Origin of the sequence: Citrobacter meridianamericanus (assembly GCF_041320245.1) — a bacterium.
Taxonomy (GTDB): domain Bacteria; phylum Pseudomonadota; class Gammaproteobacteria; order Enterobacterales; family Enterobacteriaceae; genus Citrobacter; species Citrobacter meridianamericanus.
In genome coordinates this window covers 2,290,769-2,304,796 of sequence record NZ_CP101036.1, presented here as the reverse complement: position 1 = coordinate 2,304,796, position 14,028 = coordinate 2,290,769, and the positions used below count along the sequence as shown (strand labels likewise).

Genomic DNA, 14,028 nt, shown 5'->3' with positions numbered 1-14,028 from the left:
GGAGGCGGTTTCTGTTATTAACTGATTGTTATCCCGGCTGATGACTTTTTCGTCACAATAACCAGCAGGTTGCTGATATCAGCCCAGGCCCCGCCGCCATACCCCCTGGATGAAACCGTGAAGCTCAGCGTCACATTTCCACCTCCGGCTGGCATATCAAGAACCCTGCTGAATGATCTCGCTGTAATCGCGGGTTCTGCGTTGTATATCTCTCTGCCGTTGTGCTTCACCACAAGCCCACAGTCTGTCCATATCTCGTTGCTTGTCTCTGATTTTGCCTTTCCTCCTGCAAAGGTGATGGGGGGAATGATTATCTGCCTGTCAAAATGGTGGTCATCCTGTATCTGAACCGTGAGGGTCCCATTCGGGTAATTAGCGCTTCCGGGGAAAGCCCGCCCGACGGCTTTAACGATATCGCCGACAATATTCTCTGCCCGCATTGTCCCGTTAATGGTGCAGTTTTCCGCTATCGTCACATTATTGAGGGTGCCGGAATTCGCGCTGATATTACCGCTGATATCCGCATTACGGGCAGTCAGCCTGCCGTCAGGCGTCAGCATAAAGGTCGGCGGGTTCCCGCCACTGGTGATGCTCGGGGCCGTCAGATATTTGAGGAACACCTCGTTCATAAATATCTGGTTGCCCTGCGCCACAAACATCGGAGTTTCATTGCCGTTCGCCGGGTTGATAAACGCGATACGGTCAGCCGCCACCAGGAACTGGCTCAGCTTACCTTCTTCCGTATCCTCCATGCTCAGGCCCAGACCAGCCACATAGTGCTTCCCGTCTTCGGTCTGCTCTATCTTCACGCCCCACATGGCGTTCCATTTGTCGTTCGCGTCCTGCCACTCTTTCGAAAACTCATCCAGCCGGCTGGCGTTGTCTTCCGTCAGCTCCACCTTCCCCAGCAGTTCTTTCCCCAGGTGGCTTTCGGTGATTTTCTCTTTAAAGAGATCCAGATATCCTTCAGCGTCATCACTGACCCTGCCGATCGTCTCTGTAAATACCGATTTTCCGACCTGATTCACGGCCCGGACATAGAAAAAATAATCCTTAGCCAGTGACATACTGGTATTTTCGACAATCCAGAACAGCGATGTACCGAGATACCGCGCAGTGGTTTCCACCTGACGGATATCAGTGATTTGTTTATCCGTAAACCAGAATTCATACTGCACCGTGGGGTCGTATACCGCCTGACGTGGTACAGCCGTAATCTTAAAATAGCCGGGGATCAGTTCAACATAAGAAGGTACAGCCGGCGCGGCGATGCTGAAATCCGTGCTGGCGGGATCACCCTGCTGGCCCTGGCTGTTCACTGCCCGGACCGTCAGGGTGTAACGCCCCGGCGTCAGGTTGCGAAAGGTGTGCTCCGTTTCGGTCAGGGTCAGGCTGCTGGCCAGGCGGTCGCTGTTATCTTCCGCTTTTACCGTCAGGCGCAGGGAGAAGTTCACCCCCTTCACCACACGCGGGGTGTCCCATCGCGCCCTCGCCTGATACTGCCCGTCCTCTGCCAGAATCTCCGTGGTGAGGTGCTGTACGGCTGGCGGCGTGTTCGCAATGCCGGTACCGGGCAGCGGGTCAAACTTCGCCCCGTTATCCACGATGGCCTCTTTCTCCGGCACATGCTGCACGGCGGTGATGGCGTAGGTGCATTCATCGTTCTCCCGGATGGCCACGCAGCGAAACAGGCGCTGGCGCAGGTCCGGCAGTTTCAGCCCCCACACGCTGTACGCCGCCACACCCTCGGGTAACTGACTGACGGTCACCCTGTCCGGTGCCGGGTGTGCGGTGATGCTGACAGAAACCGGCTGGCCGTCGTTACCCACCAGGTTCAGCACCACGTTGCCGCCTGGCGGTATCTCCACTTCACGGTCCAGCGTGAGCGTGCGAGAAAGGCTGTCGACCGACAAAACGCGTCCGCCCACGGTCACGCCGGCATAATCACTGTCGCAGACCTCAATGATATCGCCGGGAACGTGGCGCAGCCCTTCGGCCCCCACGGAAAAATCCACCGTCTGCGTTTCCAGCAATTCGGTGGTGATAGCCCACAGTCCGGTGCGGTGCGCCTGCCCCCGGCTGGTACAGGCAAACGCGTCCATCTTCAGAACGTTGCGACCATAGCGCCGGATGGTAGCGTCGTTTTCCACCAGTTCGGTGGATGTTTCCCAGCCGTTGTTCGGGTCGGTGTAACGGACCTCGGCAGCATTATGACGCTCTTTCAGGGCGCTGAAGCTGTAGACGAACGGCGCACCGTCAGCCGGCATCACCACATTACTCTGCGTATAGGTCCAGACTTTATCGGCGGGCCGATCCTGCACAAACGTCAGGGTACTGCCGTTCCAGACAGGCATGCTGCGCATCAGGGAACAGAAATCCCCCAGCACGTCCCACGCCTTACGCTGGTCGGTCAGATACGCATTGCAGGTGATGCGCGGCTCTGTCCCGCCGAAGCCGTCCGGCACGGACTGATCACAATATTGCGCGATGCCGTACAACGCCCACTTGTCCACATCGGCAACACCAATGCGGCTTCCCATGCCATAGCGCGGGTGAGTCAGCATATCCAGCACACACCAGGCCGGATTGTCTGTCCAGGCGGGTTTAAACGTCCCGTCCCACAGCCCGGAATACGTCCGTTTTACCGGATCATAATTCGACGGCACCTGTACGATACGCCCGCGCAGGAGATAGTTTCGCGTGACCTGCTGGCTGCCAAACTGCTCCGCGTCCACTTTTACCCCGATAACGGCGGTGTTCGGGTAGCGCTGTTTCACATCGATGATTTCGGTATAACCCGACCATACCGTTTTGTTCTGCAGCAGGTCTGACGTGCTGTCCTCAGTGAGGCGCAGCATGCGGACTTCAAACGGCCGGGGCGGCAAATCATCAATCACCACGGACGCCAGAAACTGCGTGGTCGTTTTCCCTGTAATGGTGATATCCCGTTCCACCTGCCACTGGCCATCCCGGCGAAACTGGATCAGCATCTGTACGCTGGTCGGGTTGCGGTCGCCTTTGGTACTGGTACTGACCAGCGACTGCACACCAAAAGTAAAACGCAGACGGTCCACCGTTTTAGTGGTAATGGTGCGGGTCACCGGATCTGATTTCTTCACCTCCATACCCAGCAGGGTTTCCGCACCGGAGTCTTCGAACCCCTCCATCGCGGTCTGCTCATCCTCCCCCACGCGGTAAACCACAGTGACACCGTGAACCATCGCGTTACCGTCGCTGTCGAGGACCGGCGTTTTGTTAATTCTGACACTTTTCAGCCCGTCCACCGGACCTTCAATCGGTCCCTCACAGATGGCATCAACAACCGTCAGCATCTGGCTGGATTTCAGGTCGTCAGGAGCCTCATGCGGCGTTTTACTGCTGCCACCACCCTTACCCATAATCTGTTCCCTCTGAAACGACAAAACCGCCCGGAGGCGGTTCTGTGAAAATATAAATATGCTGTAATAATGTCAGCGACCGATGATCACCACCTGCCCGCCGCCACCTTCATCCCGTGTGCTGATTTCCTGGGAGATCGTGCGGGAGCCGACCAGCATTTCACCGTACAACACCGGCAGGGCATTACCCTGTGCCACCATGTTGTCCAGTGACGAAAAATAGGTGTTCTGTTTGCCGTTGTCGGTCTGTTTCATCGATGGCGTTTTGGCTTTCGGCGCCAGCATCTGGGCCACTCCCCCCAGCGCCATTGAAGCACCGAGAGAAAACATGATGTTGCTTGCAGCAATACTTAACCCCGGCATCCATATTGACGCCACAATCAGCGCAGCCCCCAGCACTGCCTGAAAGAAGCCACCGGATTTTGCGCCCGCTATGCGCGGGACAATATGAATAATTGCCCCGTCAGGCAGCGGCTCATGAAGACGGGCTGACAGGCTTTTTTCATCCATATCCTGACCGGCAATGCGTATCTGATACCAGCCTTCGCTCATTTTTTGCCGGAAGCCCGGTATCTGCATGGCCAGCGCGTAAATGGCCTCGGCCCCCGTTTTTATACTGAGGCTGAAGCGGCGGCCAAATCGTTGTAAATCCCCGTGAAGGCAGAGTCGTGCCATGCCAGGTGTCGCCATATCGAGTGTGTGCGGCGTTGCCATTTTTCAGAATACCTCTCGCGTTTACTGAGCTGATCAGGAATATGGTGCAACAGTTCGCCGTCGCCGCAGTAAATCGCAGCATGGTTGGCAACCGATGAACCAAAACAGCACATCAGAATGTCTCCGGGCTGTGCCTCTTCGCCACTCACCCGGTAAAAACCTGTCGCCTCCAGATTATCCAGATACAGATTCTCGCCGTTTTTCCACCAGTCCTCACGGCGCTGAAAATCCGGCAGATTAATCCCCGCCAGGTGGTACGCATCACGGAACAGGGTGTAACAGTCCGTCACACCGTGCTCAAATGCCCGCCCGGTGAGGAACGGCATGCAGCGAAATTTGTATATCCGGTCATCGCAGACCAGCCACCACGGCAGGCCACTCTGTATCTGCAGGCGGCGATCAACATCGCTGAGAAACGGCAGACCATCGGGATGGCTGTGTACCAGGGCCACCACATCGCCTGCCGCCTGCGCGCGCAAATAATCTTCCGGCGCCATCCGGAAATACATCGTCGGTTCAGCGGAAAAATTCTGGCAGGGAAAATACTGGTCTCCTGCCGGCGTGCGTACCACATAGCCGCACGATTCTACCGGCGCACACGCCGCGGCATGCGCCAGGATAGTCTTTTCCATACTGTTCTCCGTCAGGAAAGGCGGTTTATAGAGAGGAAACAGCCGATGCGTGGCAGGTTATTACGCAGTTCGCATCCTGTCCGGCATTTGCTGCAGGCATCTTTTGCCGGGTCTGTCGTGGGCTTGTCAAATTCATCCGCCACTGGCGGCCCGGCGTAACCACACTCCTGCGAACGGTAGGTCCAGTTGCAGACATCAGCCAGCATGATCCGCGCCGGAAACACGCTGCCGTCCGTTTCGGTCGGTGTGGCCAGCACGAAGGTCGCCGTGGTGGCTTTCAGCTCCGACAGTTGTTCAGTCACCCAGCGGCTGACCACTTCCTGTTCCGGATCGGCCTCCGGATTGCCGTCTCTAAAGTTCACCGCATCGAGAAAACGGGCGTATACCACATGCCTTACCACCGTGGCCCCGACGAGGCTCTGCACATCTTCCGCAAGCCCCGTGACCATGCCAAACAGGTTCGACACCGCCAGCGTCGGGCGGGCAGACGTCCCTTTCCCCACCAGGTCAAAGCCGCTGCCCTGTATCGGGTAAACGTCATACTTTCGCCCCTGCCAGGTGACGGACTCGCCCTTTTCGTTAAGTTCGTTACAAAAAAAATAGCGCTGGCCACCAAACGCCGTCAGGTCGATTTCCCACAAATCGATGCGGGCCGACTGTTCGGTTTTTGTGGTTTCGTTCAGCGTGTTCTGCGGAATGTCCTGCATATGTTCTCCTAAATAACCACCTGCTCAAACTTACAACTGAAGTCGGAATAACAGGCGTTATCCGTCACCGACCACTCCCGGCACACGACACGCACCGTCCGGTTATGGCCCGGCACGCGCCAGAGAAACGCCCTGTACCCGCCATGATCCACCAGGAAGGATTCCAGCGCGCGACGGCTGTCCTGCGTGGTCACCCGGAATACCGGCTGGAAGGTCATCAGCTGAGAATTCAGCCCTGTCGGGCGGCGCTGCTCGTAGCCATCCCCCATTTTTACGACGCTGACTTTAGGTGTGAGTGACGTGCTCATCCCCTCGCGGGGGATCCAGTGAAACGTGTTCATTTATCCTCCCGCCAGCATGCCGCCGTCGCGCATCTGTTGCCGGAAAACATCCTGAGCGGCTTTTCTGGCGATGTTATAGACTGCCCCGAGAGCCTGCGGGCCAAGCTGCCCGTTTACGCCATCGTTATTGATGACAAAGTTATTCACAGGCGCATAGACCGTCCCACTTCCCGCGCTGGCGGACTGCTTCACCGCCCGAACGCCAAGCGAACCATCAGCGGCGCGCGTAAGCGGCATAATGGCTTCCGGACCAGCTTCGGCAAAAACCCCTGCACCTTTGGCAAAAGCAAACAGCTGAGGCGTCTGAAAAACGCCATTGCTGTAAGCGCTCAGGGACGGAGAGTCGTAAACATTACCCTTCGCATTAAAGGTAAAGTTCGCGCCAGCATTCTGAATAGCGGTACCGCTGCTGGCGGTTGCGGCTGACGAGGCACCAAAACTGAACAGTGATCCAATTGAGCTGACGCCATTAGCAACAGCCATGTTCACCAGAACGTTCTGGATAATCTTCAGTACGCTCACGCCCCAGTCCTTCCAGCTGTCAACGTTGCCATTGAGCATGTCGGTGATCGTGGTGACCGCGCCACCCATGGCCTGCTTCATGCCGTCAGCGGCCATGGAAGAATAATCAGTGGCTTCGTCCACCCAGTTCGCATAACCCTCAGACAGTCCCGTCATCCAGTCGTCACGCTGAGCATCAGAAGCTGCGTAATATCCCTCCTGGTCGCGCAGGCGCTCTTCGAGGTAGCGCTTATTAAGTGCCAGCCCCTGCTGATAGAACGTCTCGTCGATTTCACCAGCCTGACGCTGGCGGAGAAGATCGGTATTCTTCTGCTCAAACTCCTTACGCAGATTGAACTGCTCCTGAAGTCTTTCACGGAACCGGGAGCCCTGCCCGTATCCCAGCAGTTGCGCTTCATTGGCTGCGCGGGCGCTGGCGTTACTGTCAGCAAGGTTGGCTTCGTAATTTCGCAGTTGCTCACGCAATTTAACCTGGTCAATGAGCGCAGCATTCTGCAATACCGTCTTTTTCTGGGCTTCTGTCAGAGAAGCAAGCTCGCCCTGGCTGACCTGGTATTTAACCTTCGCCAGTTCAGTATTCTGGCCTTGCAGGGCAATCTGCTCTTTTTGCTGCTTGATAAGGCGCTTATACACATCCTCGGTTTTCTCGCCTTCGGTTTTACCACCCTTCGCCTTAGGTTTGTTGGCCTCATTATTCCGCCATTCAGCAAGACCGTTATTAATCAACTCCTGACGGCCTGTCTGGAATTGCGGATCACTGGTTAACCCCAGGTCATCGGCTGCATAACTCAGACGCAGGCGCTCTTTGGCCTCACCCTTCAGGCGTGACAACTCAAGATCCCGACGGCTCTTTTCGAGGGCATCGGTTTGCTTTTTGTCGAGGTCGGCCTGAGGAAGTCTGAGAGGGACGTTCGCCAGCCCTTGCCGGGCCATTAATAGCTGATTTCCCAGCCCCAGCAGACGGTTAAATTCAGTATGCTGACCATTCATCATGATCATCGACTGATATACCGCATTCTGTCGCCAGGCTTGTTCGCGTATTAAATCATTGCGACGTCGCTCAATTTCTTCGAGAGCCTGCTGTATGCCGCGAGATTTATCTCGCATGTCATTTAATTTTCCCTCTTCAACAGCAAGTTGATCCGTAACGATAGCTATCGCTCTCAGTATATTTGCATCGTTCTCGCTGGTAATGCCCGGTTTTCCACGCGATGCATTCAAATCGTCGATCTGGTTCTTCAGCTCACCAACCTTTTTGGCTTGCTCATCAACCAAACGATTTTGCTCTACCAGAGCACCAACAGTTCTCCCCCTATTGTCGTCTGTTTCAGACAAAGACATGCGGGAAGTTTTTTCTCGTATTTCGTCGATTTGACTGGCGTATTCCTGGGCAGAGCGACGTGCCTGCTCCTGGTTTTGATACATCGCATACCAGGCTCCAGCACCCAACATAACTAAACCAGGAACTCCACCGATGAGACCAAGTGCACCACTCATGAGCCGAGTGCCGACGGATGTCACGCTATTGAGATTGCTTTGAGCCGAAACACGGTTTGCAAGGTTCCGGTTTAAGGAAGCCTGGGTCGCGGACAGACGCCTTTCTGCAGCAGCTTGAGCGTCAGAATTTTTTGCAGCCACCAGCCCTGCCTGTGCACGCTCAAGTGCAGTTCTGGCCCTGACTTTCTCTGTAGCAGAACCGCTGGCTAGAGCGGTAGTCAGCCTGGCCTGGGCTGCAGTGACTTTTGCTTCTGCCGCAGCAATTTTCTCTTGCTGCGCAGCCTGAACATCTGCGCTACGCGATCTCTGTACAGCTTGCTGAGCCCTATAAACCTCCGCCCTTGAGGCGGCAACGGCAGACTGTGCAGCCTTATCCTGTGCAACGGCAAGAGCAACCTCTGACTTAGCCGCAGAAATTAGCGCGCCGGTTGCGCTCGTGGCGCTTGTTACTACTCCACTGAGATACCTTGCCAGCCCAACGCCAACAAGTGCACCCGCCACTGTTGTGATCGTGGACATATTGTCTGCAACATCACTTAGTGCGCCGCTTACTGCCGAAGAGGTAAATGAATCAAGCGTTTGGGCAACTCCGTCTAGGCCACCAGATAGCGCATCGGTAGCACCTGTAGCCTGGTTGACACCTCCAACCCATGCCATGAACGAGTTTGTGACTTTTTGCAGGGATCCGGAAACTGTTTGCGGCATGCTGGCAAACTCACCCTGTAATGAGCCCAACTGGCTCATTAATGCAGGAACAACCTTATCAATCGTAAGTTGCCCCTGGTCAGCCATGCTCTTCAGGTCTTTGCGGGCCACGCCCATTCCGGCGGCAAGTGCGCGGATAACACGATCACCTGCTTCGTTAACGGCGTTGAATTCTTCACCGCGAAGAACGCCCTGCGCCAGAGCCTGGCTGAATTGAGTGATAACAGAACTCGCTTCCTGAGTATTAGCCCCCGAAAGTTTAAGGCCGGTAGAAACAGCTTCGGTAATTTTCAGAACTTCTTCAGAGCTATACCCAAACTCACGCATTGAAGCAGCTGCGCGTGAAAAAAGGTTTGCGTTGTCTGAAAACGCGGTGCCAGTTCTTTGGCTGATTTCCATTAACTGGCGCTGAGAGGCAGCAAAATCATCAGCTGAAGATGATGCCTGCTTAAGACGGGCGTTTACTGAATTCCACTCATCAGCAATCTGCACGAGCTTACCAGTCGCAAAAGCGGCCGTAGCAGCAGCAGCGGCTCTTCCTGCCGATGCAAACCCAGCGGTCAGATCAGATAACGCCCTTTCGCTCTCTCGGGCGGCAGCGGCAGCCTGCCGACCGCCATTTTGCATGGTTCGGTAATAATCCTGCCCCATGCGTGAGGCGCGGGAAATTTCCGACTGGAATGACTGCGAGTTAGCGGAAATTTTGATTATTAACTCACGTAATGTTGCCATCAATTTTCTCCAGGCGAAAAAAAAGCCCATCAACGGGCTTTTTGTTGTGATATAAACCTCATGGCTTGTCTAAAAATTCTCTCAGAGCTTCCGATTTATTGCATGAATCTTTATTAATCGTCATCCCTGCCTCTTTTTGCTTTTGACAGAAATAGTAGTAATCATCGTTTGTTTTTATATAGCCCATGAATTTAAAAAAAGCCTTTTTACACAATTCAGGATTTGCATGATCAGAGCAAATCGTAGACGTATAGCTTTGCAACTCATTTGGTTCTAATGGAGCCAGTGTTTGAGTTGCATTTGAAACACAACTGAAACCAAAAAATAATACAAATAAGACTAGTTTTTTCATTGCCTTCACCAAATCATTAAAAAAAATAATCCTATTATTTTGTAGTTCATTTGTCACTGAGTTGCAGCTGTAAGTGCAGCCTCAAGTCCTGCAAACGGGTCCTTCGGTTCTGATTGCTCATCACCACCCCAGCGCAGGATCGCATCGTCCAGCGGTACTTTTGCCCCCTGCGAGCCGTAGATGGCAGAGACGAGCTGGGCGGCCTGAATGTCACCACGAATATCGCCAACCGGACTTTGCCTGTCGTACTCAATCCACATCAGAAGCTCGCTTGCCGTCATATTCTGCCGAAGCTCTGAGAGCGTGCGCCCCATCCGGAGCGCAAGCGACATCAGAAACTTTACGCCGGGGGTTGAGACTTTTCCCGCGCTTCGTCCGCGTTGTTGATCAGGTCAAGCGCCTGTTTGAGCAGACGTGAGTGAACGGGGCCGTAAATTTCACGTACCTGCTCTTCTTCATCGACGCTGAATACCGGTTGCTTGTTGGTATCGCAAAGGATATCAATGAACAGCACCACGTCAGCACAAAGATTACGGTGTGCTTTTTCTGATACAGACACCTCGCCTTCTTCATCAGCGCCAGATTTTGCAATTTCCTGCCAGCGTAGCCACCCTTCGCCAGAAGGTTCCCGCAGAACAACCTTTACACCGCCCCATTCAGGGACCGTAATGATTTTATGACGAAAGCCTGACATTTTAGCCAGCGCAAGTTCTTTAAGACTCTTAGCCATTTTTTATCCCTGATAAAAGAAGATGAATTACGCTACCGTTACGACGCAGGTTGCTGAAGTAACTTTTCCAGCAGGTGTGGAGGTGTCGGTAACTTCACAAACGTAATCACCGGCATCACCTGAAGCAGTGTTTGCCTTGTTGAATGTTGCCGTCGTCTGTCCACTAACCACGCTGCCGCCCTTCTTCCAGACATAGGAATAAGGTGCTGTTCCCCCGGCAGCTACGACCGTCAGTGACAAGGACGCACCAGAGGTAACGGATTTGGTGTCAGGCAGATCGGTTATCAGGCGCAGCGCGTTATCAATTTTCGTCGGCTTACCTTTCAGACGTAGCGAGAACGTTGCGGCCACTACGCTGTTTGTTCCGGAAGACCAGGTGTGCTGACGAACTTCAGACAGGAACTGGAAGCCAATACCAGACGGGAAGACAATCCGAAAACCATACGTGGTGTCGTTATCGTAAGCTTCACGCAGCGCATCCTGTGCCGGGTTAACATAGAAGTTACCGGACATAGAGATTTCTGACTGAGCACCCAGGCCGTTGATGTTTTCCTGCTCGGTGGAACACAGCGTGGTGACATCAATGTCCTGCTTCTGACCGCCAGTAAACTGGACTTCTTTGATAGTACAGTGCAAATCCAGCCAGGTTGCGGCGCCAATCGTATCCAGTGTCGCTGGCGCAGAGGTGATCTGAATTTTAGTACCCTGCGATTTTTCATACAGTGAGGACATATTTGTCTCCTGAAAATAGAAAACCCGCCGTAGCGGGTCTGTGAGTTAATGGATTTGTCAGACAGTGACCTGAAATTCCAGCGTCGCCCGGTAATGCCGGTTCTCTGGTTCATAACCAGGGGTTTTGCTTATATTGGTGGGATTGAGTGGCTTAACCACCTGAAGCGCCATATCACGAAGATTCCGCGCCTCTTTGAGAGTCAGTGAGTAAACATCCACCTGGACCGATATCCCTGATTCGGCCTGCCCACAAAGAACATCAGCGGTCACATCAGAAATAAGTGAAAAAATCACCCAGGGTGGCGATATCGAGGGCTGACCATCACTGCCAAGCGGGGCAACATAGGGATAAACCTGCCCTCCGGCCAGCGGCCTCAGCAAAAGATAAAGGTCACCTTCCGTCATTTACTCAGCACCTCGTCAATGGCCTGGTTCATGCGTTTCATAGCAACCTGCGCCGCCAGTTCTTCGCGGGTATCAAACGCAGGACGGACAAAAGGATGTGGGGGCATATTCACTGTACCCATTTCGACAAATCGCCAGTAAAACGCGTTACGTCGATCGGAGGCTTTCATTGAATTATCGCTGTTACCCGTTCGCATGTTTCGACCACGAATATGAACACCGGATGAAATATCACCGCGTTTACGTGATCGCTGCGTCAGCACCACAACGTTTTTCTTCAGCTTGCCGGTTCGTTCAGGCGCTCTTGCTATCACCTCGTCTTTCAGAACCTCAGCACCAGCTCGCGTGGCATCACGCAGGACTTTGTTGTTTTCGGCTCTGCTCAGTAACTCCAGATCGCGGGAAATCGCTTCAAGACCAGAAAAATCCAGACTGATATCAATCATTTTTCCGCTCCATTTTTACAGAGTATTTCCAGCCTGGTGGCTTTACTGTCGGGTATGGGAGGACCAATGATATTCAGTACCGCGCCTTTGAATGGCCCTGTCAGCACCTTTAATCTTGATGCAGCAGTCACATCACGCCGGAAACGGACCCACACCCGGATCGTTGCCTGCGCCGTTTCCGCACCCGATTGCAACTGCTCCCTGCCACTGATACCCAACACTTCCGCCCATATGGTCTTTCCCTCCTGCCACTCTTCAATCAGTTGCCCCGTTGTATCACGCACAGCAACATAGTTCAGGATAGTAACGCGATGGCGTAATCGACCTGCCTGCATAATCCCTCCTACATTCCCGGTCTTTTGCGGTGTTGTTTGAGAATCGCATCAACACCGAATGGAATAGTATTAACGCTGTCATGGCTTACGGGTTCCCTGTTCTCATACCAGTGCGACACCAGCAACATCAGGGCCAATTTGACATCATCATCAATGACCAGTCCATCCGGGTCATCTTCAGGAACGGCGTCATCATAAAGATGGCGATTAACGATTTTTTCGGCATGTTTCAGAGAGGCATTAAGGTAAAGCGTCAGCATCACATCTTCTGCATCGTCATCACTGTCGATGCGGCATTGGTAGCGAAGCTCTTGTATGGATGGCTTCATTGGGTTTTCCCACGTTTTGTTTTCGCTGGCTCTGACCCTGCAGGAAAATGATCATCGCTACCACCAAATTGGATAATGCCAAGTTCGGCAGCAATTTCCTCAGCGCGGGCAGGTAACTCACCGTCCGAATACACCCCAGCGGGAATGGATTCAACAATACAACCATCTGGGGACCACTTAAGTTCACGCAATAATTCAGGCATAAATCACCTCTAAAAATTGGGGCCGAAGCCCCAGAGAATTAAGCGCCAGTGCCGATCTGCAGAAGTTTAATGGCCTGAGAATCCACCAGCATCCCCCCGGTGCGTTTGGTGGTGTAGAAACCAACGAACGGTTTTTTGGTATAGGGGTCACGAAGAATGCGAGTACCGATACGGTCAACAATGGTGTAACCACGCCTGAAATTGCCAAATGCAATTGCTTTAGCATCAGCCGCGATATCCGGCATCTGTTCGTTCTCTGCCACACCGTACCCGGCCAGAGAGGAAGGCTGTCCCAGTTCCAGACCAGGACGCCACAGGTAGTTGCCTTCTGAATCTTTCAGGATTCGGATAGCAAACAGACTGTTGTTGTTCATCATAAACTTAGCGCCATTACGATGCACTTTACGCAGCGTGTAGACCAGTTTGATGATCGCATCAGCCGTTACGCCTGCCGCAGCGCCAGAGAGAATGTGCTGGAGAGTACCAAATGCACGAGTCTTGTCCGGATCAAGCGTGGAAGCGTATGCCAGAAAACCTTTCGGCTTCTTCGTCCCGTTACCGCTGGTAAAGGCGATTTCTTCCTGCTCTGCAAACTCAATTGCCAGTTCGCTGTTGATCCAGTCTTCGACGTTGAAAAAGGCATCATCCAGCATGGTTTGAGTCGCCTGCGGGTTACCGTAAATTTCTCCCATGAACGGCTCAATCTGACCGAGTTTAGACGCATCGGTTTCCGGGCGGGAATCAGTTTCACCAACCCAGCCGGAAGCCGTACCGCCGAGATTAACCAGTTTTTTATAGTTAGCGCCGCCGACTGTGATGGTTGTCGCCTCCTGGCGCATCACCACTTCATCTTTCAGAAGATTAAGGATCGTGCGATCCAGCTCTTCCGGCACGGCATAGCCACCATCTTCATCCACACCGACCTGCAGAGCTTTGCGTTCAAGTTCGCGCAGCCCGTCATCTTTACCCTTGCGCATAAAGCCAATGAAAGCGGTTTTATGTTCGCTTGCGGCTTTGCTCTGAGGACCACCGGCTGGACGTTTAACCTGCTTCAGTTCCTCTTCCAGCGCAGATTTAAGCTCATCCAGTTCAGACAACTTGCCGTTTAAGGTTTCAACCTCCCCCGCCAGCTTGCCCTTTTCCTGTTCAACTGCTTCCAGGCGCTTATCGTTCTTTTCTTTGAACGCATCAAACTTCGCCTGCAGTTCCTGCGCGACCTGCTCTACGTCTTTAACGTCAACTGACATA

At 53.6% G+C, this 14,028-nt stretch carries 16 protein-coding genes; all 16 read right to left on the bottom strand.

The genetic code is table 11. The features are described 5' to 3' along the window. Window positions 1-17 precede the first annotated feature (17 nt). Window positions 18-3,398, bottom strand: a complete 3,381-nt coding sequence (locus NMD08_RS11075) for a phage tail protein (RefSeq protein WP_370620147.1) — start codon at window positions 3,396-3,398, stop codon at window positions 18-20. Between the two features lie 72 nt (window positions 3,399-3,470). Then, complete coding sequence (locus NMD08_RS11070; protein ID WP_370611657.1) at window positions 3,471-4,112, bottom strand: tail assembly protein; 642 nt, start codon at window positions 4,110-4,112, stop codon at window positions 3,471-3,473. After that, window positions 4,010-4,744 (bottom strand): C40 family peptidase, encoded by a 735-nt coding sequence (locus NMD08_RS11065; RefSeq protein WP_370611658.1) that lies wholly within the window; start codon window positions 4,742-4,744, stop codon window positions 4,010-4,012. Before NMD08_RS11065 ends, NMD08_RS11070 begins: the two co-directional genes overlap by 103 nt. A gap of 11 nt (window positions 4,745-4,755) precedes the next feature. Then, window positions 4,756-5,451 carry a phage minor tail protein L gene (locus NMD08_RS11060; RefSeq protein WP_370620146.1) on the bottom strand — a complete coding sequence of 232 codons (696 nt, stop codon included), beginning with the start codon at window positions 5,449-5,451 and terminating at the stop codon, window positions 4,756-4,758. An 8-nt stretch (window positions 5,452-5,459) separates the two neighbouring features. Then, window positions 5,460-5,792, bottom strand: a complete 333-nt coding sequence (locus NMD08_RS11055) for a phage tail protein (RefSeq protein WP_370611660.1) — start codon at window positions 5,790-5,792, stop codon at window positions 5,460-5,462. After that, entirely contained in the window at window positions 5,793-9,248 is a 3,456-nt protein-coding gene (locus NMD08_RS11050) for a phage tail tape measure protein (RefSeq protein WP_370620145.1), read from the bottom strand. A gap of 58 nt (window positions 9,249-9,306) precedes the next feature. Further along, entirely contained in the window at window positions 9,307-9,600 is a 294-nt protein-coding gene (locus NMD08_RS11045) for a hypothetical protein (protein WP_001549116.1), read from the bottom strand. A gap of 53 nt (window positions 9,601-9,653) precedes the next feature. Then, window positions 9,654-9,932, bottom strand: a complete 279-nt coding sequence (locus NMD08_RS11040; RefSeq protein ID WP_006809154.1) for a DUF4035 domain-containing protein — start codon at window positions 9,930-9,932, stop codon at window positions 9,654-9,656. An 8-nt stretch (window positions 9,933-9,940) separates the two neighbouring features. Then, window positions 9,941-10,330 (bottom strand): phage tail assembly chaperone, encoded by a 390-nt coding sequence (locus NMD08_RS11035; protein WP_370620144.1) that lies wholly within the window; start codon window positions 10,328-10,330, stop codon window positions 9,941-9,943. A gap of 27 nt (window positions 10,331-10,357) precedes the next feature. Then, complete coding sequence (locus NMD08_RS11030; protein WP_370620143.1) at window positions 10,358-11,062, bottom strand: immunoglobulin domain-containing protein; 705 nt, start codon at window positions 11,060-11,062, stop codon at window positions 10,358-10,360. 57 nt (window positions 11,063-11,119) lie between these two features. After that, window positions 11,120-11,467 (bottom strand): DUF3168 domain-containing protein, encoded by a 348-nt coding sequence (locus NMD08_RS11025; RefSeq protein ID WP_016150480.1) that lies wholly within the window; start codon window positions 11,465-11,467, stop codon window positions 11,120-11,122. Further along, window positions 11,464-11,913: an HK97-gp10 family putative phage morphogenesis protein gene (locus NMD08_RS11020; RefSeq protein ID WP_016150481.1), complete on the bottom strand. Its 450-nt coding sequence runs from the start codon at window positions 11,911-11,913 to the stop codon at window positions 11,464-11,466. Before NMD08_RS11020 ends, NMD08_RS11025 begins: the two co-directional genes overlap by 4 nt. Beyond that, complete coding sequence (locus NMD08_RS11015; RefSeq protein WP_016150482.1) at window positions 11,910-12,248, bottom strand: phage head closure protein; 339 nt, start codon at window positions 12,246-12,248, stop codon at window positions 11,910-11,912. Before NMD08_RS11015 ends, NMD08_RS11020 begins: the two co-directional genes overlap by 4 nt. An 8-nt stretch (window positions 12,249-12,256) precedes the next feature. Beyond that, complete coding sequence (locus tag NMD08_RS11010; protein WP_370611668.1) at window positions 12,257-12,577, bottom strand: head-tail connector protein; 321 nt, start codon at window positions 12,575-12,577, stop codon at window positions 12,257-12,259. Beyond that, entirely contained in the window at window positions 12,574-12,780 is a 207-nt protein-coding gene (locus tag NMD08_RS11005) for a hypothetical protein (protein ID WP_370611669.1), read from the bottom strand. Before NMD08_RS11005 ends, NMD08_RS11010 begins: the two co-directional genes overlap by 4 nt. Before the next feature lie 38 nt (window positions 12,781-12,818). After that, window positions 12,819-14,027, bottom strand: coding sequence for a phage major capsid protein (locus NMD08_RS11000; protein ID WP_370620142.1), 1,209 nt, complete (start codon window positions 14,025-14,027; stop codon window positions 12,819-12,821). Window position 14,028: the final 1 nt, after the last annotated feature.

Coding starts and splice junctions, on each gene's coding strand:
- NMD08_RS11075 (WP_370620147.1), bottom strand. CDS start 3,398: ATGGGTAAGGGTGGTGGCAGCAGTAAAACGCCGCATGAGGCTCCTGAC.
- NMD08_RS11070 (WP_370611657.1), bottom strand. CDS start 4,112: ATGGCAACGCCGCACACACTCGATATGGCGACACCTGGCATGGCACGA.
- NMD08_RS11065 (WP_370611658.1), bottom strand. CDS start 4,744: ATGGAAAAGACTATCCTGGCGCATGCCGCGGCGTGTGCGCCGGTAGAA.
- NMD08_RS11060 (WP_370620146.1), bottom strand. CDS start 5,451: ATGCAGGACATTCCGCAGAACACGCTGAACGAAACCACAAAAACCGAA.
- NMD08_RS11055 (WP_370611660.1), bottom strand. CDS start 5,792: ATGAACACGTTTCACTGGATCCCCCGCGAGGGGATGAGCACGTCACTC.
- NMD08_RS11050 (WP_370620145.1), bottom strand. CDS start 9,248: ATGGCAACATTACGTGAGTTAATAATCAAAATTTCCGCTAACTCGCAG.
- NMD08_RS11045 (WP_001549116.1), bottom strand. CDS start 9,600: ATGAAAAAACTAGTCTTATTTGTATTATTTTTTGGTTTCAGTTGTGTT.
- NMD08_RS11040 (WP_006809154.1), bottom strand. CDS start 9,932: ATGTCGCTTGCGCTCCGGATGGGGCGCACGCTCTCAGAGCTTCGGCAG.
- NMD08_RS11035 (WP_370620144.1), bottom strand. CDS start 10,330: ATGGCTAAGAGTCTTAAAGAACTTGCGCTGGCTAAAATGTCAGGCTTT.
- NMD08_RS11030 (WP_370620143.1), bottom strand. CDS start 11,062: ATGTCCTCACTGTATGAAAAATCGCAGGGTACTAAAATTCAGATCACC.
- NMD08_RS11025 (WP_016150480.1), bottom strand. CDS start 11,467: ATGACGGAAGGTGACCTTTATCTTTTGCTGAGGCCGCTGGCCGGAGGG.
- NMD08_RS11020 (WP_016150481.1), bottom strand. CDS start 11,913: ATGATTGATATCAGTCTGGATTTTTCTGGTCTTGAAGCGATTTCCCGC.
- NMD08_RS11015 (WP_016150482.1), bottom strand. CDS start 12,248: ATGCAGGCAGGTCGATTACGCCATCGCGTTACTATCCTGAACTATGTT.
- NMD08_RS11010 (WP_370611668.1), bottom strand. CDS start 12,577: ATGAAGCCATCCATACAAGAGCTTCGCTACCAATGCCGCATCGACAGT.
- NMD08_RS11005 (WP_370611669.1), bottom strand. CDS start 12,780: ATGCCTGAATTATTGCGTGAACTTAAGTGGTCCCCAGATGGTTGTATT.
- NMD08_RS11000 (WP_370620142.1), bottom strand. CDS start 14,027: ATGTCAGTTGACGTTAAAGACGTAGAGCAGGTCGCGCAGGAACTGCAG.